Here is a 21,634-nt window from a genome sequence, read left to right as displayed (position 1 = left end):
TGTAACGTGTTCTAGTTAGAAGCAACGGGTTGGAGGCAACAGGTGAGCACTGACAACGCCGAGGTCGGCGTCCGCGAAATCGACACCGGCGCGCTGCCGGATCGCTACGCCAGGGGCTGGCACTGCCTGGGGCCGGTCAAAGAGTTCCTGGACGGCAAACCGCACTCGATCCACGCGTTCGGCGCCAAGCTGGTGGTCTTCGGCGATTCCCACGGTGACCTGCACGTACTCGACGCCTACTGCCGTCACATGGGCGGCGACCTCAGTCGCGGCACCATCAAGGGCGACGAGGTGGCCTGCCCGTTCCACGACTGGCGCTGGGGCGGCGACGGCCGCTGCAAGCTGGTCCCCTACTCCAAGCGGACCCCCCGGATGGCCCGGACCCGCTCCTTCCCGACCGACGTGCGCGGCGGTCTGTTGTTCATGTGGCACGACCCGGAGGGCAACCCGCCGCCGGACGAGGTGCGGATCCCGGAGATCCCGGAGTGGTCCAGCGGCGAGTGGACCGACTGGCGCTGGAATTCCATGGTGATCGACTCCAACTGCCGCGACATCATCGACAACGTCACCGACTTCGCGCACTTCTTCTACATCCACTACGGCCTGCCCACGTCGTTCAAGAACGTCTTCGAAGGCCACATCGCTTCGCAGTACCTGCACAATGTCGGGCGTCCCGACGTCCCCGGGCTGGGCACCAGCTACGCCGGTGCGGAATTGGACTCCGAGGCGTCCTACTTCGGGCCGTCGTTCATGATCAACTGGCTGCACAACAGCTACAGCGGTTTCAAGTCCGAGTCGATTCTGATCAACTGCCACTACCCGATCAGCCATGACCAGTTCCGGCTGATGTGGGGCGTCATCGTGCAGAAGCCCAAGGGCCTGGACGATGAGACCACCGAGAAGCTCGCCGAGGTCATGACCGAGGGCGTCAGCAAGGGCTTCCTGCAAGACGTCGAGATCTGGACGCACAAGAGCCGCATCGAGAACCCGCTGCTGGTCGAGGAGGACGGCGCGGTCTACCAGCTGCGGCGCTGGTACTCGCAGTTCTACGTCGACGTCGCCGATGTCACCCCGGAGATGACCGATCGCTTCGAGATCGAGATCGACGCGACGGTCGCCAACGAGAAGTGGAACGCCGAGGTCGCCGAGAACCTGCGCGAGCAGGCCGAGTCCGACAAGAGCACGGAGTCCGCCGAAACCGTTAGCGCCGAGTAGCCGTCATGAGCCCGGAGGAACGCGGCGTCCCGGCAGTCGAAGATCTGGCGCGGCCCATGCTGGCGCTGTACGGCCCGCATGACGACCACCACGACGAGCCCGACACCGACGACTCCGGTCCTGACACCCGTTACTCGCGGCAGCCGTTGTTCCCGGTCGATCCGGCCCGGTATGAGGCGATACGTGCTGCAACGGAACGGGATTCAGAGCGTTATCTGCACTCCGGGCTGGTGCCGGTCGAGTGCCGGCACTGCCGGGCGAGCGTCGAGGTGAAAAAGCTGGGACCGGGATATACCTCGGTGCAGTGGAGTTCGGAGTCGCTGACGCAGTGCGCGTTCTTCGCCGCCGAGCGCAAAGCCGGCCATGCCAGCAGCCGCAGCCGCGGCTGCCCGAACCTGGCGAAGAGCATCCGGCACGCGGTCGCCGAGGGCCACCTGGAGGAGACCTCCAGCGCACCGCCGCCCGGTGACGGCATCGACTGAGCGCGTCCCCGGTCCACTTTTACCCCGCCAGCAGACGCGAAAGCCCCCAGATCGTCCCGGATTTAGGGGCTTTCATGTCTGCTCGCCCCCAAAAAGGGGCCCCTCACAGGCCGGCGAAACGCTCCCGGACCTGCTCGGTGGTCAGCCCGTAATCCTCCAGCGAGTACTGGTGTTTGGGCGCACGCGGCCCGGTCTTGCTGGCGGCGTAGTCGTCGGCCATCGCCTGTCGCGCGGCATCCGAGAGCGGCAGGCCGAAGCGTTCGTAGATGCCCGCCGCGGTCGCCAGCGGATCGGCGACGAACTCGCGATAGTCGACATCGCAGAACTGGGCCTGGTCGTATCGGGGGCGCTGGCTGTTGAACAGCTCCAGTCCGCGGGCCCAGGTCTCCATCTCGTCGATGCCGATCTGCGCGCCGACGAAGGTGTTCGACTGACCTTCGGTGGTGTGCTGGGCCAGCGAGCACATCGACGCCAGGATGGTCTCGACCGGCCGGTGGCACTGCACGATGAGCGCGTCCGGGTAGACCGCCATGATCGCGTCCAGGGCGAACAGGTGACTGGGATTCTTGAGCACCCACCGCTTGCCCGGGTCGTTGAGCCCGATCAGCTGCAGGTTGCGGCGATGCCGCCGGTATGACGGGATCCAATCCTGCTCGGAGAGCCAGCGCGAATAGCTCGGCAGGTGCGCCAGCGTCTCATAGGACACCGAATGCAGCGACTGGCGCAGCAACTGCCAGCACTCCTCGAGACCGTCGGCGGTCATGAAGTGCAGCCCGGTGTAGTCCGGGTTCTCGTCGTGGTGCCGGGCAAACTGCGCCTGCATCTGCGCGAACACCGGGTTGCTGTCCCAGGTTTCGCGTGGCGGGCGCGGCTGCGGGAATTCGGCAAGCCACATCTCCAAGCCCTGGTGCGCCGGGTCGGCGCCCAACAGCCGGTGCAGCGCGGTAGTGCCGGTGCGGGGCAGCCCGGTGACGAATATCGGCCGTTCGACGGCCACCTCGGCGTACTCGGGATGCTGCTTCCACCCGGCCTGGGCCAGCAGCCGGGCCACCAGCGCGCCGCGCAGGAAGAACCGGTTCATCTTGCTGCCCAGCTCGGTGAGGTCGGCCTCGGTGCGGTAGGACTCCAGCAGCACGCCCAGGGCTTCGCGGTAGTTGTCGTCGTCGGGGCCGAAGTCGTCGAGACCGACCATCTTGGTGGCCGAGGCGTGCAGATCCTCGACGGTTCCGACATCGGTGCGTGGCGTCATCAGTTGTGGTACTCCCCGCAGTTGACGTCGATCACCTGGCCGGTGATCCCGCTGGCCAGGTCGCTGGCCAGGAACAGCACCGCCGAGGCCACCTCATCCTCGGTGGGCAGCCGCTTCAGATCGGAGTTAGCAGCGGTGGCGGCGTAGATCTGCTCGACGGTGGTGCCGTACTTGCCGGCCTGGTGGGCGAAGTAGCCCTGCAGCGTGTCGCCCCAAATGTAGCCGGGCGCAACGGAGTTGACCCGAATGCCCTGCTCTCCCAGTTCGGATGCCAGTGACTGTGACATCGCCAGCAGTGCCGCCTTGGCCATCTTGTAGGCACCGTACTTGGGCTGGGAGTGCCGAATCACCATGGAGTTCAGGTTGACCACCGCGCCGTTGGCCTCGGCCAGCGCGGCAGTCAGCCCCTGCGTCAGCCGCAGCGCACCGAGACCGCTGAGCTCGATGGCATCCCGGATGTGCTGAAAGCTGGTCTGCGCCAGCGGCTTCATCGACGGCACCCGGAAGGCATTGTTGATCAGCACGTCGATGTGGTCGTACTCGCCGGTGGCCGCCTCGACGAGGTTGGCCACCTGGTCGTCGTCGGTGATGTCGGCGGGCACCACAAGTGCGCGACGCCCGGCGGCGCGGACCTGCTTCGCCACCTCTTCCAGGCGATCCGCGCTGCGCGCGGCCAGCACCAGGTCGGCGCCCTCGGCCGCGAATCGGTGCGCCAGCGTACTGCCGAGCCCCGGCCCGACCCCACTGATCACCACGACTTTGCCGTTGAGCATCCCGGTCATCTTCACCCCAGCATTCTGTTGGCGATTTGCTGCTGCCGCAGCGCGATACGCGCCCGCCAGCCGTCTTGCGCGATCTTGTTGTGCTCGTAGAAGGGCAGTGCCGCCGGAATCGCGTCGACGTCGACGAGCTCGACGGTCGGCCCGTCGGCCTCGGTGAGCTGACGTGACACGCGCTGCCAGCGGAACTGCAGAAAGCCGCGGCGGTGACCCAGGGTCTCGACCCAGTTGGTGATACCGGGATTGGTGTCGGAGACCACGATCCGGATCTTGCCGTCCGGGTCTGCCTGCGCCTGGGTCGCATTCAGCGAAGTCTGGTGGTTGATGTAGTCCAGCGAGATGTACCACAGGCTACCCAGCTGAAAACCCAGGTAGGGCGCATCGGACACCGGCAGGGTGATCAGCAGCGCCTCCTCCGGACGTAACTCGTAGTGCCCCGCCGACGAGTACTGGGTGGCCAGCCCGCCAGGCGTGAGCCGCGGCGCCACCATGGTGTTGACCGGAAGATTGAGGTAGAACCACTGCGGGAACGCCAGCCAGGTCTTGATCCGGTTGATCAGTTGCTTTCCCGCTGCCGCATAACGCTTCTCGATGAGTCCACGAGTCAGCGGTGGCGGGGCGGTGCCCGCGGTGTCGGTCCGGGATATCGAGAGCGTGCCACGCCGGGCGCTCCAGTCGTTGTAGACCTCACGGATCACCAGTTGCGCCGGCGTCTTCGGCCGGAACCGCCATTCGAAGCTGCCGTCGGCCGCCGAGATATCGAGTTCGCGGTCGTCGAACGCCGCCTCGCTGGCCGGGACGTTGTCGTCGGTGTACTCACCGCCGAGCAGTTGGAAGCTCAGGTCGGTCGTCGTCCCCCGGACACCGCGCACCACATAGTCGTTGCCGGGGCGCACCACCGTGCCGAAGTACAAGGTGTCGGGATTGTCCAGGCCCATCTTGGTGAACGGCCCGGTGCCCGACAGCAAAAACGGGTGGTCCCGTTCGGAGTTGAACGCGGCATGCACGCACGCCTCGATCCCGCCGGCGAGGTACTGCAGACCTTCGAGCAGGTCGGCCTCGGTCTCGATGTGGGGGGCGGCGGCGACCAGCTTCTCCGCCTCGGCGATCGCGGCCGTCAGTGGCTCGGAGTACATCGCGGCAGCACCTCCCTGATCATCGCGCGGTTCAATAATGAACCGAAATGGTAGATATCTCGAACCGACTTTAGACGGTCGCGCTACCATGCGGCAATGGCTGTGCCCGCGCAACCGTCTGGACGACCGGCGTCTGGACAAGTGGCGCCCCGTCAATCGGCGCGGTCGTCGCCGCCGACCGAGCGGGTGGTGGCGCTGCTGGACTTTCTGGCCCAGCACCCCGACCAGCGTTTCGGGCTTTCCGACCTCGCCCGCCGGACCGGCCTGTCCAAGCCCACCTGCCTGGGCATCGCCACCACGCTGACCGAGGCCGGCTACCTGACGCGCGACGACCCGGACAAGACCTATCGGCTCGGTCCGGGGCTGATCTCGCTCGGCCGGGCCGCCCAGCAGTCGCTGCGGGTCGGCCCGGCAGCCCGTGAACAACTGCGGCGTCTTTCGGTGGAGTTCGCCACGTCCGCAGCGCTGAGCGCGGTGCTCGACGACCGGATCACGGTTTTGGAGTTGGTCGCGGCCCCGAACGCGCGGCTGGGAGTTCAGGCCGGCCAGAGCTATCCGTTCGCGCCGCCGGTGGGACTGATGTTCGTGCTCTGGGACGATGCTGCGCTGCAGGACTGGTTGGCCCGGCAACCCACCATTCCGCTGCGCTCCGAGAGCGAACGGCTGCGGCGCGTCGTCGCCGAATGCCGGTCAGACGGCTACCTGGTCGAGCGGCTGACACCGGGTGGGCAGCGGCTCTACGCCATGATGGCGGGCCTGCCCAGTGACCTGCCCGACGAGCTGCGCGCCCTGCTCGGCGAACTGGTCTCCGACATCGGCGAGCGGGTGTACCTGCGCGACAAAACCCGAGTGGCCGGCACTCGTGAGCGCCACGACATCAGCGTCATCTCGGCGCCGGTGTACGACCATCATCAACGTCAGGCGATGGTGGTTTCGCTGCACGCCCAACGCGCGCTGACCGACACCGAGATCACCAGATGGGCGCGCGGGCTGCTCCGGACCGCCGACGCGCTCACCGGGCAACTCGGTGGGAGCAAGCCGACGTCACTGTTGGGTTCGGCGCCATGAGCTTGCCGATGGCCGACCGGCTGGCGGTGTCGGGGCTTGTGCACCGCTACGCCGGCTACGTCGATGCGCGCCGATTCGACGAGGTGGCCGAATTGTTCACGGCCGACGCCGCACTGATCGTGCCGCAACCACCGGAGCACCTCGAGCCGCACGTGCGTCACACCGGCCATGCCGGAGTACGGAAGGCGCTGTCCGGGCTCGCCGGAGTGATCCGGACCCAGCACGGCATCCTCGGCGAGATCTACACCGCCTCCGATGCCGCCGGCGACACGGCGACCGGACAGATCGCCGGGGTGGCGCATCACTGGATCGACGGCGACGGCAAGCTGACCGACCACGTCTGGTATCTGCGCTACAGCGACGTCTACCGCCGCGGCGAGAAGGGCTGGCGGATCGCGGTGCGCGCGCTGTCGATCGACGCGATCGAGTCCCGGCCGGCCCGAAAGGTGCGAACGTGATGTCACCCCAGATCTCGCTGCAGCTGAAGACTTTCACCGATGATCCCGGCCATGACTGGGACGCCACCCTGGCGCTGGGCGCCGCGATGGACGCCGCCGGAGTGGATCGGGTCGTCGTCTCCGACCATGTGGTGTTCGGCGAGAACCCGGACGCCTACGCCGATCCCCGGCTGGGCGGGATCGCCGGTGGCCGACAACCGACCGGCCCCGACGGCCAATGGCTCGACCCGCTGATCGTGCTGACCGCGCTGGCGGCGACAACCACCCGGATCCGGCTCGGCACCGCGGTCCTGCTGGCGGCGCTGCGCCGACCGGCGGTGTTGGCCAAGCAGTTGGCCACCCTGGACGTACTCTCGGGCGGGCGGCTGGATCTGGGCGTCGGCATCGGCTGGCAACGCGAGGAGTATGAGGCCGCCGGGCTGGTATTCGAGCGGCGCGGGCGGTTACTGGATCACACCCTCGAGGTGTGCCAGACCCTCTGGACCCAGCAGCGCAGCAGCTACGCCTCACCGGAGTTGTCATTCGACAACATTCATCAGATGCCCAAACCCGTTCAGCCGGGGGGTGTTCCGATCTGGGTTAGCGGCACCGTCAACGACGCGGTGGCACGCCGGCTGGCCCGGTTCGGCACCGGCTGGATCCCGTGGGGTCCGGCGATACGGGATCCGGCCGGCGCCATCGCGGCGATGAAGGACCGCATTGCCGGCCTCGGTGGCGATCCGACCGGCTTGCAGGTGCTGGGCCACGCGAAGACCGTCAAACGCGCTGACGGTTCCCTCGATCCCGCGGCCACCGCGGCATCGGCACCGGCACTGGTGGCCGCCGGCGTCACCGACGTGCGGGTCACCTGCTCACTGCCGCGCGACGCCGAGGGGGCCACCAAGCTGCTGAGCGAACTCGTCGAGGCGTTCCGCGCCGCAACCTAGGAGACACCGATGGAAAAGATCGTGATCATCGCCCGGACAGCCGATTTCAGCGAGGAATGGTGCCGCAAGCTGCGCGGGCCGGTAGCCGCTGAGCTGCTGGATTTGGGACTTCCGGGGCTGGCGGTCAACGTGCGCGACGAGCCGGTGCGCGACGCCATGATGACCCTGACGACACTGGATCCGCCGGTCGCCGCAGTCATCAGCCTGTGGACCGAGCAGTATTACGGCACGCAAGCTCGGGCCGCCATCGCGCTGATCGAAGCCGAATCCGATTCGGCGGCAGCGTATCTGGTGACCGAATCGATGCCCATGCCGCCGCCGGACCTCGGCGAGGGCCGCCGTACCCGCGGGCTGGCCAATGTGGCGTTACTGCGGCGGCCGGCTGATTTGGACGAGGCGACCTGGCTGCACCGCTGGCACATCGACCACACCCAGGTGGCGATCGATACCCAGGCGACCTTCGGCTACACCCAGAACGTCGTGGTCCGCGCGCTCACCGAGGATGCGCCGGCGATCGACGGCATCGTCGAGGAACTGTTCCCAGACGGCGCGGTGTCGGATCCGTACGCGTTCTACGGCGCGGCCGACGAGGCCGACCTCGCCGACCGGCTCAAGCGACTGCTGGCCAGTGTCAGTGCCTTCGGCGCGCACCAGAACATCGACACGGTGCCCACCAGCCGCTACCTGCTGCGGTCGCCGTTCACACGCATTGCTGCGACAACGTGATCAACGCCTGCCGCACGTGCGGGTGCCGTTCCAGATAGGACAGCGTCGGATTCGGAGCACCAGGGTCTTCCTGCCGGCCCTTCTCGTCCAGCTCGGCCCGGACATCCGGATGCCGGTTCAGGTAGGCGTCGATGGATTCCCCGACGGTTTGGTCACACGGTTGCGCGTGGGCCACCACCGGTGCCAGCACCCCGGCCATGCTCAGCAGACCCACCACAATCGCTCGAGTAATGCCGCTCATCACTCGACGGTACCCGCACTGTCAGTTCATGCTGGCCAGCGCGAACGGCAGCACCTGCGGCGCACCGGCGGCGCGCAGCACCCGGGCGGCCATCGTCAGGGTCCACCCGGTCTCGGTCACGTCGTCGACCAGCAACACCGGGCCGACATCGGCCGGCAGATCGGTGGGCGGCTGCCAGGCGCCCTGCAGGGCGGCGACCCGATAGGCCGAGTTCGCCGCCGCCGTGGCCCGCCGGCCCGGCACATAGCGCAGCGTCTCCAGCCGGGTCAGGCGGCCGAGCTGCGCCAGCCGGTCGGCCAGTGAGCCGATCAGCACCGGATGCGTGGCCGAATCCAGCCCGAGTACCGCGGTGGGTCGGGTCTGCCAGTCCCAGCCCGCCAGCACCGACACGGCCGCCCGCACCACGTCGTCGGGAACCTCGCGGTCCGGCTCGTCGAGCAGCCGCCGCAGCCGAGCACCCCAGCCCAGGTCGGTGAGCCGGCCGATCACCCGGCCCGGCTCCGGACCGTCGCTGATCCGGCCGGACAGCGTGACACCGAGCTGGGCCAGTCCAGACGGCCATTGCCGGCGTGGCGTGATCTCCACGCCGGGGCGCATCAGCCGCTCCCGGGTGGCCGCGGCGGCGGTGGGATCGACCTCGGCGTCAAACCGCGGCCCGGCGCAGTTGTCGCACCGCCCGCAACGCTCGCCTTCGGCCAGCTGCGGGTCGTTGAGCTGCGCGCGCAGAAAACTCATCCGGCAGCCATCGGTGCGCTGGTAGTCCAGCATCGCCTGCTGCTCGCCGCGGCGCAGCTCGTCGAGCTTGCGGTAGCGCGGTTCGTCGTAGGTCCACTGCGCACCGGTACCCAGCCAGCCGCCCTTGACCCGGCGTACCGCGCCGTCGACGTCGAGAACCTTGAGCACCATCTCCAACCGCGACCGATTCAGGTCGACCCGGGCCTCCAGCGCCGGCGTCGACAGCGGCTGATCGAGCGACAGCTCGCCGATCACCTTGCGCACCAACGACTCCGGCGGGAACGCCAGCGAGGCGAAGTAGCGCCAGATGTCGGTGTCCTCGGTGCCGGGCAGCAGGATGACCTCCGCACTGGCGGTGGAACGTCCGGCCCGCCCCACCTGCTGGTAGTAGGCGATTGGCGACGACGGCGCACCCAGGTGCACCACGAATCCGAGGTCCGGCTTGTCGAAACCCATACCCAACGCCGACGTGGCGATCAGCGCCTTGACCCGGTTGGCCAGCAGGTCGGCCTCGAGTTGCTCCCGGTCGGCGGAGTCGGTCGAACCGGTATAGGCCGCCACCGCGAACCCCTGCGCACGCAGATCGGCGGCCACGTCGTGAGCCTGGGCCACGGTGAGCGTGTAGACGATCCCGGAGCCGGGCAGCTCGTTCAGGTGTTCGCCGATCCAGGCGGCGCGCTGCGCCGGACCGCCGGCGGCCACCACCGACAACCGCAGCGACTCCCGGTCCAGACCGCCGCGCAGCACCAGTGTGTCGCCACCGCCGACTCCGAGTTGGCCGGCGACGTCCTCGACCACCCGGTCGTTGGCGGTCGCCGTGGTCGCCAGCACCGGGACTCCGGCCCCAAGGTCGGCGATCAGGGTGCGGATGCGCCGATAGTCCGGCCGGAAATCGTGCCCCCAGTCCGAGACGCAGTGCGCCTCGTCGACCACCACCAGCCCGGCCCGGGCCGCCAGCGCGGGCAGCACCTCGTCGCGGAAGTCCGGGTTGTTGAGCCGCTCCGGGCTGACCAGCAACACGTCCAGCTCACCGGCTGTCACCCGGCGTTGCACGTCGGCCCACTCGGTGACATTCGCGGAATTGATGGTGGCGGCATGCACCCCGGCCCGCTCGGCGGCGGCGACCTGATTGCGCATCAGGGCCAGCAGCGGCGACACGATCACCGTCGGGCCGTGCCCGCGCGCCCGCAGCAGTTTGGCCGCGATGAAATACACCGCTGATTTGCCCCAGCCGGTCCGCTGCACCACCAGCGCGCGCCGGCGCTCGACCACCAGCGCCTCGATCGCGGCCCACTGATCGTCGCGCAACACCGCGTGCGGGCCGGCGAGCTGTTCCAGGATCGCCTGGGCTTCAGCGCGGGCGGGGGTGGTCGAGGCGGTCACCGCACCATCGTGCCCGAGGCCCCCGACACCTACTTGCCGGCTTCGGTCCGCTCCCGCTGGATCTCCAGCGCGATGTCGATGAGCTGGTCCTCCTGACCACCGATCAGCTTGCGCTGACCGGCCCGGTGCAGCAGTTCGTGGGCGGGCACGCCGTAGCGCTCACCCTGGCGCACCGCGTGCTTGAGGAAACTGGAGTACACCCCGGAGTAGCCCATGATGAGCGCGTTGCGGTCCAGCACGCACTCGGCGGGCATGGCCGGGCGCACCACGTCCTCGGCGGCGTCGGCGATGTCGAAGAAGTCGATACCGGTCTTGATGCCGACCTTGTCGAACACCCCGATCAGCGCCTCGACCGGGGCGTTGCCCGCACCGGCGCCGAACCGGCGCACCGAGCCGTCGATCTGCTTGGCACCGGCGCGCACCGCCTCCAGGGAGTTGGCAACACCCAGACCGAGGTTCTCGTGGCCATGAAAACCAACCTGCGCGTCGTCACCGAGTTCGGCGACCAGCGCAGCCACCCGATCGCGCACGCCTTCGAGCACCAGCGCACCGGCGGAGTCCACCACGTAGACGCACTGACAGCCGGCGTCGGCCATGATCCGGGCCTGGGCGGCCAGCTTCTCCGGCGGGATCGTGTGGGCCATCATCAAGAACCCGACGGTCTCCAGGCCCAGCTCGCGGGCGAGCCCGAAGTGCTGGATGGAGACGTCGGCCTCGGTGCAGTGGGTGGCGATCCGGCAGATCTGACCGCCGTTGCCCTGCGCCTCCTTCATGTCTTCCTTGGTGGCCACACCGGGCAGCATCAAAAAGGCGATCTTGGCGTCTTTGGCGGTCTGCGCCGCGAGCTTGATCAGCTCCTGGTCGGGGGTCTTGGAGAACCCGTAGTTGAAGCTGGATCCACCCAGCCCGTCGCCGTGGGTCACCTCGATGACCGGCACCCCGGCGGCGTCGATCGCGGCAACGATCGCGCCGACCTCGTCGGGGGTGAACTGGTGGCGCTTGTGGTGCGAACCGTCCCGCAGCGAGGTGTCGGTGATCCGCACATCCCAGATATCGGTCATCTCTTACGCACCTCCAGTTTTCGCCGCCGACGTCGCCACCATCTCGCGAGCGATCTCCTCGCCGACCTTGGTGGCGGCCGCGGTCATGATGTCCAGGTTCCCCGCATAAGGCGGCAGGTAATCCCCGGCACCCTCGACCTCGACGAAAGTGGTGACCACGGCCCGCCCGCCGGAGTTCAGCGACGGCTCGTCGAACTGTGGCTCGTTGAGCAACCGGTAGCCGGGCACGTAGGTCTGAACCTGCTCGACCACGCTGTGGATCGACTTGGTGATCGCGTCGCGGTCGACGTCCTCGGGGATCTGGCAGAAGATGGTGTCGCGCATGATCATCGGCGGGTCGGCCGGGTTCAAGATGATGATCGCCTTGCCCTTTTGCGCACCGCCGATGGTCTCCACGCCGCGCGAGGTGGTCTTGGTGAACTCATCGATGTTGGCCCGGGTGCCCGGCCCCGCCGAGACGCTCGCGACGCTGGCGACGATCTCCGCGTACGGCACGCTACCGCCCTGCTCGGTGACCGCGCGGGTCACCGCGTAGACGATCGGGATGGTGGCCTGGCCGCCGCAGGTGATCATGTTGACGTTGGGCGCGTCGACGTGTTCGTGCAGGTTCGCCGGCGGGATCACCGCCGGGCCGACCGCGGCCGGGGTCAGGTCGATGGCCCGGATGCCGGCCGCCTCGTACTTGGGCGCGTACGCCTTGTGGACGTAGGCGCTGGTGGCCTCGAAGACGAAGTCCGGCTTCTCGTCCTGGGCCAGCAGCCAGTCCGCCCCCTCGGCCGAGGTCTCCAGACCGAGTTTGCGGGCGCGGGCCAGGCCCTCGGATTCGGGGTCGATACCGATCATCCAGCGCGGCTCGAGCCACTCCGAGCGCAGCAGTTTGTACAGCAGGTCGGTGCTGATGTTGCCCGACCCGACGATCGCGACTGAGGCTTTGGCAGCCATGAACGCTCCTCTATTCGAAAACCAGCCGGACCGAACCCAGCCCGGAGAAATCGGCGACGCAGTCATCGCCGGCGTGCACATCGATGGCCCGGGTCGCCGTACCCGGCAACACGATGTCGCCGGCCTTCAACCGCACTCCGAAGCTCTCCACCTTGCGAGCCAGCCAGGCCACCGCGGTCACCGGGTTGCCCAGCACCGCGTCGCTGCGGCCCTTGGCGACCACCTCGCCGTTCTTGGTCAACGACGCATCGATGCCTTTGATATCGATATCACCGGGCTTGACCCGTTGTTTGCCGAGGACGAAGCCGGCCGAGGAGGCGTTGTCGGCGATGGTGTCGCAGAGCTTGATCTTCCAGTCGGTGATCCGGCTGTCGATCAGCTCGATCGCCGGGGCGAACGCCTCGGTGGCCGCCAGCACGTGCTCCTCGGTGCAGTCCGCGCCGGGCAGATCCGCCCCCAGGATGAAGGCCACCTCCACCTCGACCCGCGGGTAGAGGTAGTTCGACGCCTTGACCGGCGTGTCCTCGAACACCTGCATCTCGTTGAGCAGATGCCCGTAGTCCGGCTCGTCGACGCCCATCATCTGCTGCATCGCCTCGCTGGACAGGCCGACCTTGTGCCCGACGACCCGAGCACCCTCGGCGATCCGCTGCCGGATGTTGATGAGCTGGATCTCGTAGGCGTCGACGACGTCGATGTCGGGGTGCGCCGCCGTCAACGGGGAGATCGGGACCCGGCTGCGTTCCGCTTGCGCCAACTCGGCGGCGAGTTCGTCGCGGATCTGGGCGCTGAGCATCTTCGATGGTCCCCTCGGGTGGTGGGTGTTCGGGCGAAACCGAGTCGCTAGCTGCAAGTCTAGGTGCTGCAAGGACACTGGGCCGCAGCGGTTCCGGTAGTCGGGAGACGTCGCCCGCACGATGGCCGCCGGGCCGATCGATACGGCGAGTCAGGCCTTCCCGGTGTAATCGACCGGCCAACGCTTGATCGCGTTCAGCCAGCCGGACTGCAGCCGGTCCGGCTTGTCCAGCGGCTTGAGGTCCGGGATGTGGTCGGCGATGGCATTGAACATCAGGTTGACCGTCATGCGGGCCAGGTGGGTGCCGATGCAGTAGTGCGCACCGGTGCCGCCGAAGCCGACGTGCGGGTTGGGGTCGCGCAGGATGTCGAACTGTTGCGGATTGTCGAACACCTCGGGGTCGAAGTTGGCGGCGCGGTAGAACATCACCACCCGCTGACCTGCCTTGATCTGCGTTCCGTTGAGGTCGTAGTCACGAGTTGCGGTGCGCTGGAACGACGACACCGGGGTTGCCCAGCGCACCACCTCGTCGGCGGTGGTCTCCGGACGCTGTTTTTTGAACAGTTCCCACTGGTCGGGGTGGTCGACGAAGGCCATCATCCCTTGGGTGATCGAGTTGCGGGTCGTCTCGGACCCGGCCACGGCCAGCAGGATGATGAAGAAGCCGAGCTCGTCGTCGTTGAGCTTCTCGCCGTCGATGTCGGCCTCGATCAGCGTGGTGACGATGTCGCTGCCGGGGTTCTGCCGCTTCATCTCGGCCAGCTGCAACCCGTAGGCGATGATCTCCATCGCCGAGGTAGCCGGGTCGTACTTCTCGGCGTACTCCGGGTCGTCATACCCGGTCATCTGGTTGGTCCAGTTGAACAGCTTGCCGCGGTCTTCCTGCGGCACGCCCATCAGGCCGGCGATGGCCTGCAGCGGCAACTCCGAGGCCACCTCCACCACGAAGTCACCGGAGCCCTTGGCGAGGGCCTCCTTGGCGATCGCCTGCGCACGCTCCTGCAGCTCGTCGTGCAGCGGCAGGATGTGACGCGGGGTGAAGCCACGCGAGACGATCCGGCGCAGCCGGGTGTGCCGCGGCGCATCCTGGTTGAGCATGATCAAACGCTGCTGGTCGATCTGCTCACGCTGGATGTCGTCGTTGAACCGCGGGATGGCGGTGTTGATCTCGCTGGAGAACACGTCGTCGAGCCGGGAGATCTCTTTGACGTCCGCGTGGCGGGTGACCGCCCAGTAGCCGCCGTCGTTGAAGCCGCCGACGCCGTCGGGCTGCTCGATCCATTTGATCGGCTCGTTTTCACGCAGCGCGGCCAACTCCGCAGTCGGTATGCGCTCCGCCCAGATCTCCGGATCGGTCGGGTCGAAACCTGCCGGGATGGTGGGGGCTGAGCGGGCGGTGGGGCTGGCCACGGTGACAACTCCTTCATACGGCGTGTAAAAAACACGATACTTACTCGCGCCAGTAAAACATGGCCTAGCCGCGAACGAAAGGCGAGTAGGCGACAAAACTGGAACGCGTTCTACCGGGCGGTCGACCGACCTGAACTGGACGGTCCCGTCGGCCACCAGCAGCGAAGAGAACGGTCGTCCGGGCGACGGAGCGGCGATACCACCGGCCAACTGGCGCGCAGGCGGGGCAATTCTATAACGTGTTCTACATGGCCGAACAGGAGTACGACGTCGTCGTGGTCGGAAGCGGCGGCGCCGGGATGGTCGCCGCTCTCACCGCCGCCCACCAGGGGCTGTCAACCGTAGTCATCGAGAAAGCCGCCCATTACGGCGGATCGACCGCGCGCTCCGGCGGCGGCGTGTGGATCCCGAACAATGAGGTGCTCAAGCGGGCAGGCGTCAAAGACGACGCCGAGTCCGCCCGCACCTACCTGCACACGATCATCGGCGACGTGGTTCCGGCCGAGAAGATCGACACCTACCTGCAGCGCGGTCCCGAGATGCTGTCGTTCGTGCTGCGTAACTCGCCGCTGAAGATGTGCTGGGTTCCCGATTACGCCGACTACTACCCCGAGCAGCCCGGCGGCAAGCCGACCGGCCGCTCGATCGAGCCGAAGCCGTTCAACGCCCGCAAGCTCGGCGCCGACATGGCCGGCCTGGAACCGCCGTACGGCAAGGTGCCGCTGAACGTCGTCGTCATGCAGCAGGACTACGTCCGGCTCAACCAGCTCAAGCGCCACCCGCGGGGGGTGTTGCGCAGCCTGAAGGTGGGCGCCCGCACCATGTGGGCGCAGGCCACCGGAAAGAACCTGGTGGGCATGGGTCGCGCCCTGATCGCGCCGCTGCGGATCGGGTTGCGCGACGCCGGTGTCCCGGTCGAGCTCAACACCGCACTGACCGACCTCTACGTCTCCGACGGCGTGGTGCGCGGCGTCTATGTGCGCGACAGCAACGCTTCGGAGGGAAGCGAGCCGCGGTTGATCCGGGCACGACGCGGCGTCATTCTGGCCAGCGGCGGGTTCGAGCACAACGAGCAGATGCGGGTGAAGTATCAGCGCGCGCCGATCACCACCGAGTGGACCGTGGGCGCGAAGGCCAACACCGGCGAGGGCATCCTGGCCGGCGAGAAACTGGGTGCCGCGCTGGACATCATGGAGGACTCCTGGTGGGGCCCCACGGTGCCGCTGCCGAACGCACCGTGGTTCGCGCTCTCGGAGCGCAACTCCCCCGGGTCGATCATCGTCAACATGGCCGGCAAGCGGTTCATGAACGAGTCGATGCCCTATGTCGAAGCCTGCCACCATATGTACGGCGGCCAGTACGGCCAGGGACCGGGTCCCGGCGAGAACATTCCGGCCTGGCTGATCTTCGACCAGCGCTACCGCAACAACTACATCTTTGCGGGATTGCAGCCCGGACAACGGATCCCGAAGAAGTGGCTGGAGTCGGGGGTGATCGTCTCAGCCGACACCCTGGAAGAGCTGGCGACCAAGACCGGCGTGCCGGCGGCGGCATTGACCGCGACCGTCGAACGGTTCAACGAGTTCGCGCGCACCGGCGTCGACGAGGACTTCCACCGCGGTGAGAGCGCCTACGACCGCTACTACGGCGACCCGACCAACAAGCCGAACCCGAACCTGGGCCAGATCGCCCAGGGCCCGTTCTACGCCGCCAAGATGGTGCCCGGCGACCTGGGCACCAAGGGCGGGATCCGCACCGACGTGCGCGGCCGGGCGTTGCGCGACGACAACAGCGTCATCGAGGGGCTCTACGCGGCGGGCAACGTGAGCGCCCCGGTGATGGGCCACACCTACCCCGGCCCCGGTGGCACCATCGGACCCGCGATGACCTTCGGTTACCTGGCCGCTCTCGACATCGCAGGAAAGGCTTAAGACATGGCAATCGATCTCGATGCCGCCCTGGGCGCAGAGTTCGGTCGGGTTGAGTTCTCTTGGAGCGCAACCAATGTGCAGCTCTACAACCTGGGGCTGGGCGCCGGTTCGGACCCGATGGACCCGCGTGAGCTGAGCTACGTCGTCGATCGCACCCCGCAGGTGCTGCCGACGTTCGGCTGCGTCGCCGCGTCGTTCAACGACGTCGACCCGCCCAAGGTGAGCTGGCCGGGCGTCGAGATCGACCTGGCCAAGATCCTGCACGCCTCCGAGAAGGTCATCGTGCCGGCGCCACTGCCGCCGTCGGGCAGCGCACGGTCGGTCAGCCGGATCGTCGACATCTGGGACAAGGGCAAGGCCGCCGTCGTGGTGCTCGAGACGAGCGTTACCAGCACCGACGGCACCCCGCTGTGGACGCAGCAGCGGTCCATCTTCGCCCGTGGCGAGGGCGGCTTCGGCGGTGAGCGCGGACCGTCCACCGCTACCGAACAGCCCGATCGCGCACCGGATTTCGAAATCGACATCCCGACCGCACCCCAGCAGGCACTGCTCTACCGGCTCTGCGGGGATCGCAACCCGCTGCATTCCGACCCGGAGTTCGCGGCCGCGGCCGGTTTCGACCGGCCGATTCTGCACGGGCTGTGCACCTACGGCATGACCTGCAAGGCGGTGGTGGACACCGCACTGGACGGCGACGCCGGCGCGGTGCGTTCGTTCGGCGCCCGGTTCGCCGGCGTGGTCTTCCCGGGCGAGACACTGCGGGCCCACATCTGGAAAGCGGGCGACCGGCTGCTGGGCAACGTGGTCGCCCCGGGCCGTGACAACGCCGTCGTACTGGGCGATGTGGAGCTCGTTCCGGCCTAGCAACGCCGTTCCGCAGTAGCCTCACGGGCCGGTTCTGCCGTTCTTGGCAATCGTTATTGAAAACGATTGTCATCTTCGCTAGGGTCGATCGGAATCGCGAAACGCAGCCCACCCCGGTTGCGTCGTGTACCGACGAAATGAAGGCGACCCTGTGACGGCTCCGGTGTGGATGGCTTCGCCACCCGAGGTGCATTCAGCGGCGCTGAGCAGCGGGCCCGGTCCCGGACCGCTGTTGTCGGCCGCCGGCGCATGGTCCTCGTTGAGCCTGGAGTACACCGCGATCGCCGACGCCCTGCGGTCACTGCTCGGGGCCACTCAGGCAGCGGCGTGGCAGGGACCCACCGCTGACCGGTACGCCGCCGCACATCTGCCCTATCTGGCGTGGCTCACCGCGGCCAGCGCTGACAGCGCAACGTTGGCAGCGCGGCATGAAACCGTGGCGACGGCGTACGTCAGTGCGCTGGCCGCCATGCCGACGTTGCCGGAGTTGGCGGCCAACCACGCAATCCACGGCGTTTTGGTGGCGACCAATTTCTTCGGGATCAACACCATCCCGATCGCACTCAATGAAGCCGACTACGTACGGATGTGGGTCCAAGCCGCCACCACCATGGCCAGCTACGAAGCGGTCTCCGGCGCGGCGCTGGCCTCGGCCCCGCAGCCCGCGGCGGCGCCACCGATCCTGGCAGCCCATGATCACGACCACGACCACGACCATGCGGACGAGGACGATCATGACCACGACCACGACCACGACCACGACCACGACCACGACCACGACCACGGCGGCGGAATTCACGACGGCAGCCTGACTCCGGCCGACCCGGAGTGGTGGACGGACTTCTTCTCTGAGCTGGGCTACTACGGCGAAGTGCTGCTGAATGACCTGCTCACCAATCCGGGCGCCTTCATGACCGACCTGTCCTGGATCGTGGCTGATCTGACCTTCCACGCCGCTCAGATTGCCTCGACACTCAGCCAGTTCGCCCCCGCGCTGATCCAGCCGGCTCTCGTCCTGGTTATCGGGAATCTGGGCTGGGCGGCGGGCTTGGCCGGCCTGGCCGGCGTTCAGCCACCGCCGATCGTGGCCGTCGACGCAGAACCGATCACCGCGGCATTGCCGGCCGCCGCGGGCGCGTCCACCACCGTTTCGAGTGCCCCGGCGGCGCCGGCAGCCGCCACGACCGCGTCGATATCGACGCCGGCAACCAGCGCAGCTCCCGCAGCGGCGCCGCCCGCGGCACCGCCGGCCGGGGGAAGCCCGGGATTCTTCCCGCCCTACGTGATCGGACCTGCCGGTGCTTACGGGCGGGCGAGCGCCACATCCCGCACCCGCGCAGTCACGAAGACGCCGACCCCGGATGACGCGGCCGAGTCCGCCGCGGCGGCGGCTCGCGGGCGGGATCGCACCCGTGCCCGCCGCCGTCGACGCGCACGCGACGAGGCCAACGAGTTCGCCGACGTGAAGGTCGCCGTCGAACCATCCGAGACAGCGGCTCAGGCCTCAGACCGCGGTGCCGGCAGCGGAGGATTCCCAGGCGCGCAAGCCAAGCGGGAACGGGCCGCGGCGGGCATGACCGCATTGACGGTCAACGGTTTCAGCCATGGACCGACGGTTCCGCTGCTCCCCGAGAGCTGGAACGACGGCGCCGACGCCTGATTTCCTTGCGCGCGCGTCTGTTCGCGGTGCAGAGTGCCCGGCCGGCTAACCCAGGATCAGCCCCGAGGTAGGCACGCCGGTGCCGGCGGTGACCAGCACATGCTCCACGTTCGGCACCTGGTTGACGGAGGTGCCGCGCAGCTGGCGCACCCCTTCGGCGATGCCGTTCATGCCGTGCACATAGGCCTCGCCGAGTTGCCCACCATGGGTGTTGATCGGCAACCGGCCACCCAGCTCGATGGCGCCACCGGCGATGAAGTCCTTGGCCTCGCCTTTACCGCAGAATCCCAACTCCTCCAACTGGATCAGCGTGTAGGGGGTGAAGTGGTCATAGAGCACCGCCGTCTGGATGTCGGCCGGCGTCAGACCGGACTGCGCCCACAATTGCTTGCCCACCAGCCCCATCTCGGGAAGCCCCAGTTCGTCGCGGTAGTAGGAGTACATGGTGAACTGGTCTGCCCCGGCGCCCTGGGCCGCCGCCTCGATGACCGCCGGGCGATGCTTGAGGTCCTTGGCGCGTTCGGGGGTGGTGACCACGATCGCCACCCCGCCGTCGGTCTCCTGACAGCAGTCCAGCAGCCGCAGCGGCTCGGCGATCCACCGCGAATTCTGGTGATCCTCGATGGTGATCGGCTTGCCGTAGAAGTGCGCCTTGGGGTTGGTCGCCGCATGCTTGCGATCAGCCACCGATACCACCCCGAAATCCGCACTGGTGGCACCGTATTCGTGCATATAGCGCTGGGCGATCATCGCCACCGATGCCGCCGGCGTGCTCAGCCCGTGCGGGTAGGACCAGCTGTACTCCACACCGCGGGAATCGGCATTGACGGTCAGCCCGGTCATCACCTGGCCGAACCGGAACTCGGAGCGCTCGTTGAATGCCCGGTAGGCCACCACGACCTCGGCGACCCCGGTGGCCACCGCCAGCGCCGCCTGTTGCACGGTCGCGGCGGCCGCTCCCCCGCCGTAGCCGATCTGGGAGAAGAACGTCAGCTCGCCGATCCCGGTAGCGCGCGCGACGGCGGTCTCCAGGTTGGAGTCCATAGTGAAGGTGACCAGGCCGTCGACGTCGGCGGGCTTCAGGCCCGCATCGTCGAGGGCGTCGAGCACCGCCTCGGCGGCCAGCCGCAGTTCGCTGCGCCCGGATTCCTTGGAGAAGTCGGTCGCGCCGATACCGGCGATGGCCGCCTTACCGGACAACATCACGCCCTCCCGAGGGTCAGAGTCGCCGTGGCGATCACATGGTCACCAAGGCTGTTGTTACCGACGACTTTCACGGTGACCAGATCACCCTCGACGGCGGTCACCTCGCCGGAGAAGGTGACGGTGTCATAGGCGTACCACGGCACGCCCAGTCGCAGCCCGATGGAACGGATCACCGCGTTGGATCCGGCCCAATCGGTGAGGTAGCGCTGCACCAGGCCGGTGTCGGTGAGGATATTGACGAAGATGTCCTTGGAGCCCTTAGCCTGCGCCTTGTCCCGGTCGTGGTGCACGTCCTGGTAATCGCGGGTGGCGATGGCGGTGGAGACGATGAACGTCGGGTCGCCGTAGATCTTCAGCTCGGGCAGCTTGGTACCGACTTCGACGGTCGGAGCGCTCATGCCCCGCCTCCTTCCACTGGCTCCCAGGCGTACAGGGTCCACGCCGGTCCGGCATCGCCGGCCGGGAAGTCGAGATAGATTGCCCGAACCGGCATTCCGATCCGCACGGCAGCCGCGTCCACGCCGCGCAGCTCACCGAGCATCCGCACGCCCTCCTCGAGTTCGACCAGCGCGATGACGAACGGCACGCTGCGCCCCGGAACCTTGGGGGCATGGTGCACCACAAAGCTGAACACCGTCCCGGTGCCGGAGGCGACGACGAAGTCGGTGGTCTCGGTCTTGTCCTTCCAGATCGCGGGCACCGGCGGGTGCTGCAGGCTGCCGTCCGGGCGTTGCTGGATCCGCAACTCGTGGGCGGCCACCCCCTCCCAGAAGTAGGCCGAATCCTTCGACCACGACGGGCGCATCATCTTGGCGGGGTCGAGATCCTCGGGTGCGGCCGCCGGCGCAGCGTCGCCGGCATCCTTGGGCACGAACTTCAGGATGCGCCAGTTCATGTCGGCGACGTTTTCGTCGCCCACCCACCAGCGGATCTTCTGGGTGATGAAGTAACCCTCGCCCAGACCGGTCTGCTTGGGGCCGACGATGTCGGTCACTTCGGCGGTGACGCTGACCTCTTCGCCGGGCCGCAGGTAGCGGTGGTAGGTCTGCTCACAGTTGGTGGCCACCACCCCGACATAACCGGCGCCGTCGAACAGTTCCATGACCTTGCCGAGCGGGTCGTCGGCGGGGCGCTCGCCGCCCAGGCCCATCATCGTCCACACCTGGATCATCGCCGGCGGTGCGACGATCCCCGGGTGCCCGGCGGCCTTAGCGGCCTCCTCATCGATGTAGATCGGGTTCTCGTCGCCGATGGCGTCAACCCAGTGCCGAATCATCGGCTGGTTCACCGGATCCCGGCCGGTCCGCGGCTCGCTGCGGCCGGACGCCAGAATCTGCTCGATCCCGGCGGAAAGGTCGCTCATCAC

Annotated in this window: 21 protein-coding genes; 9 read left to right on the top strand and 12 right to left on the bottom strand. The window is 67.8% G+C overall.

Annotated features, from left to right (window positions below):
- Nucleotides 1-42: 42 nt before the first annotated feature.
- Together G6N19_RS11935 and G6N19_RS11930 are read left to right on the top strand one after the other, a co-directional pair.
- The gene (locus G6N19_RS11935) at nt 43-1,215 is read left to right on the top strand and encodes a Rieske 2Fe-2S domain-containing protein (protein WP_193465013.1); all 1,173 of its coding nucleotides are present in this window, start codon (nt 43-45) and stop codon (nt 1,213-1,215) included.
- A 5-nt stretch (nt 1,216-1,220) separates the two neighbouring features.
- Complete coding sequence (locus G6N19_RS11930) at nt 1,221-1,697, top strand: hypothetical protein (protein ID WP_193465012.1); 477 nt, start codon at nt 1,221-1,223, stop codon at nt 1,695-1,697.
- Nucleotides 1,698-1,800: 103 nt separating this feature from the next.
- Here G6N19_RS11930 and G6N19_RS11925 read toward each other — a convergent pair whose 3' ends face one another.
- Genes G6N19_RS11925 through G6N19_RS11915 form a run of 3 tightly spaced genes read right to left on the bottom strand, consistent with a single transcriptional unit; the run spans nt 1,801 to nt 4,861 of the window.
- Nucleotides 1,801-2,946, bottom strand: a complete 1,146-nt coding sequence (locus G6N19_RS11925) for a sulfotransferase family protein (RefSeq protein ID WP_013830595.1) — start codon at nt 2,944-2,946, stop codon at nt 1,801-1,803.
- Complete coding sequence (locus tag G6N19_RS11920; RefSeq protein ID WP_193466384.1) at nt 2,946-3,728, bottom strand: SDR family oxidoreductase; 783 nt, start codon at nt 3,726-3,728, stop codon at nt 2,946-2,948. The genes G6N19_RS11925 and G6N19_RS11920 overlap by 1 nt, the downstream gene beginning before the upstream one ends.
- Before the next feature lie 2 nt (nt 3,729-3,730).
- Complete coding sequence (locus G6N19_RS11915) at nt 3,731-4,861, bottom strand: hypothetical protein (protein WP_193465011.1); 1,131 nt, start codon at nt 4,859-4,861, stop codon at nt 3,731-3,733.
- 141 nt (nt 4,862-5,002) lie between these two features.
- Here G6N19_RS11915 and G6N19_RS11910 point away from each other — a divergent pair, with 141 nt between their 5' ends.
- From G6N19_RS11910 to G6N19_RS11895, 4 genes are read left to right on the top strand one after another with little or no spacing between them, the layout of a single operon-like run.
- A complete protein-coding gene (locus tag G6N19_RS11910; protein WP_193465010.1) occupies nt 5,003-5,929 on the top strand; it encodes an IclR family transcriptional regulator in 927 nt (308 codons plus the stop codon).
- Nucleotides 5,926-6,387, top strand: a complete 462-nt coding sequence (locus G6N19_RS11905) for a nuclear transport factor 2 family protein (protein WP_232062381.1) — start codon at nt 5,926-5,928, stop codon at nt 6,385-6,387. Before G6N19_RS11910 ends, G6N19_RS11905 begins: the two co-directional genes overlap by 4 nt.
- Nucleotides 6,387-7,313, top strand: coding sequence for a TIGR03619 family F420-dependent LLM class oxidoreductase (locus G6N19_RS11900; protein WP_193466382.1), 927 nt, complete (start codon nt 6,387-6,389; stop codon nt 7,311-7,313). Before G6N19_RS11905 ends, G6N19_RS11900 begins: the two co-directional genes overlap by 1 nt.
- A gap of 9 nt (nt 7,314-7,322) precedes the next feature.
- Nucleotides 7,323-8,039: an EthD domain-containing protein gene (locus G6N19_RS11895; RefSeq protein WP_013830601.1), complete on the top strand. Its 717-nt coding sequence runs from the start codon at nt 7,323-7,325 to the stop codon at nt 8,037-8,039.
- Here G6N19_RS11895 and G6N19_RS11890 read toward each other — a convergent pair.
- The 6 genes from G6N19_RS11890 to G6N19_RS11865 all read right to left on the bottom strand — a co-directional run bounded on the left by G6N19_RS11890 (nt 8,014) and on the right by G6N19_RS11865 (nt 14,607).
- Nucleotides 8,014-8,280 (bottom strand): heme-binding protein, encoded by a 267-nt coding sequence (locus tag G6N19_RS11890; protein ID WP_049792938.1) that lies wholly within the window; start codon nt 8,278-8,280, stop codon nt 8,014-8,016. The two genes, G6N19_RS11895 and G6N19_RS11890, sit on opposite strands and share 26 nt — an antisense overlap.
- Nucleotides 8,281-8,301: 21 nt before the next feature.
- Nucleotides 8,302-10,398, bottom strand: coding sequence for a RecQ family ATP-dependent DNA helicase (locus tag G6N19_RS11885; RefSeq protein WP_013830603.1), 2,097 nt, complete (start codon nt 10,396-10,398; stop codon nt 8,302-8,304).
- A gap of 29 nt (nt 10,399-10,427) precedes the next feature.
- Nucleotides 10,428-11,459 carry a 4-hydroxy-2-oxovalerate aldolase gene (gene dmpG, locus G6N19_RS11880; protein WP_193465009.1) on the bottom strand — a complete coding sequence of 344 codons (1,032 nt, stop codon included), beginning with the start codon at nt 11,457-11,459 and terminating at the stop codon, nt 10,428-10,430.
- Between the two features lie 3 nt (nt 11,460-11,462).
- Nucleotides 11,463-12,401 (bottom strand): acetaldehyde dehydrogenase (acetylating), encoded by a 939-nt coding sequence (locus G6N19_RS11875; protein WP_193465008.1) that lies wholly within the window; start codon nt 12,399-12,401, stop codon nt 11,463-11,465.
- A 10-nt stretch (nt 12,402-12,411) separates the two neighbouring features.
- Entirely contained in the window at nt 12,412-13,197 is a 786-nt protein-coding gene (locus tag G6N19_RS11870) for a 2-keto-4-pentenoate hydratase (protein ID WP_085261527.1), read from the bottom strand.
- Between the two features lie 150 nt (nt 13,198-13,347).
- Nucleotides 13,348-14,607, bottom strand: a complete 1,260-nt coding sequence (locus tag G6N19_RS11865; protein ID WP_193465007.1) for a cytochrome P450 — start codon at nt 14,605-14,607, stop codon at nt 13,348-13,350.
- 248 nt (nt 14,608-14,855) lie between these two features.
- On the opposite strand from G6N19_RS11865, the gene kstD reads away from it, so the two are divergent.
- The 3 genes from kstD (at nt 14,856) to G6N19_RS11850 (ending at nt 19,062) form a co-directional block, all read left to right on the top strand.
- A complete protein-coding gene (gene kstD, locus G6N19_RS11860) occupies nt 14,856-16,538 on the top strand; it encodes a 3-oxosteroid 1-dehydrogenase (protein ID WP_193465006.1) in 1,683 nt (560 codons plus the stop codon).
- Nucleotides 16,539-16,541: 3 nt separating this feature from the next.
- Nucleotides 16,542-17,402: a MaoC/PaaZ C-terminal domain-containing protein gene (locus G6N19_RS11855; protein WP_193465005.1), complete on the top strand. Its 861-nt coding sequence runs from the start codon at nt 16,542-16,544 to the stop codon at nt 17,400-17,402.
- Between the two features lie 169 nt (nt 17,403-17,571).
- Nucleotides 17,572-19,062, top strand: a complete 1,491-nt coding sequence (locus tag G6N19_RS11850) for a PPE family protein (RefSeq protein WP_269473700.1) — start codon at nt 17,572-17,574, stop codon at nt 19,060-19,062.
- 45 nt (nt 19,063-19,107) lie between these two features.
- Here G6N19_RS11850 and G6N19_RS11845 read toward each other — a convergent pair whose 3' ends face one another.
- Genes G6N19_RS11845 through G6N19_RS11835 form a run of 3 tightly spaced genes read right to left on the bottom strand, consistent with a single transcriptional unit; the run spans nt 19,108 to nt 21,631 of the window.
- Entirely contained in the window at nt 19,108-20,265 is a 1,158-nt protein-coding gene (locus G6N19_RS11845; RefSeq protein WP_013830612.1) for a lipid-transfer protein, read from the bottom strand.
- Nucleotides 20,265-20,666, bottom strand: coding sequence for a MaoC family dehydratase (locus G6N19_RS11840; protein WP_013830613.1), 402 nt, complete (start codon nt 20,664-20,666; stop codon nt 20,265-20,267). Before G6N19_RS11840 ends, G6N19_RS11845 begins: the two co-directional genes overlap by 1 nt.
- The gene (locus G6N19_RS11835) at nt 20,663-21,631 is read right to left on the bottom strand and encodes a bifunctional MaoC family dehydratase N-terminal/OB-fold nucleic acid binding domain-containing protein (RefSeq protein WP_193465003.1); all 969 of its coding nucleotides are present in this window, start codon (nt 21,629-21,631) and stop codon (nt 20,663-20,665) included. The genes G6N19_RS11840 and G6N19_RS11835 overlap by 4 nt, the downstream gene beginning before the upstream one ends.
- Nucleotides 21,632-21,634 lie beyond the last annotated feature (3 nt).

Source organism: Mycobacterium novum (genome assembly GCF_010726505.1).
Classification (GTDB): Bacteria; Actinomycetota; Actinomycetes; order Mycobacteriales; family Mycobacteriaceae; genus Mycobacterium; species Mycobacterium algericum.
The sequence above is the reverse complement of the archived record's forward strand: the minus strand, read 5'-3'. Positions and strand labels throughout refer to the sequence as shown.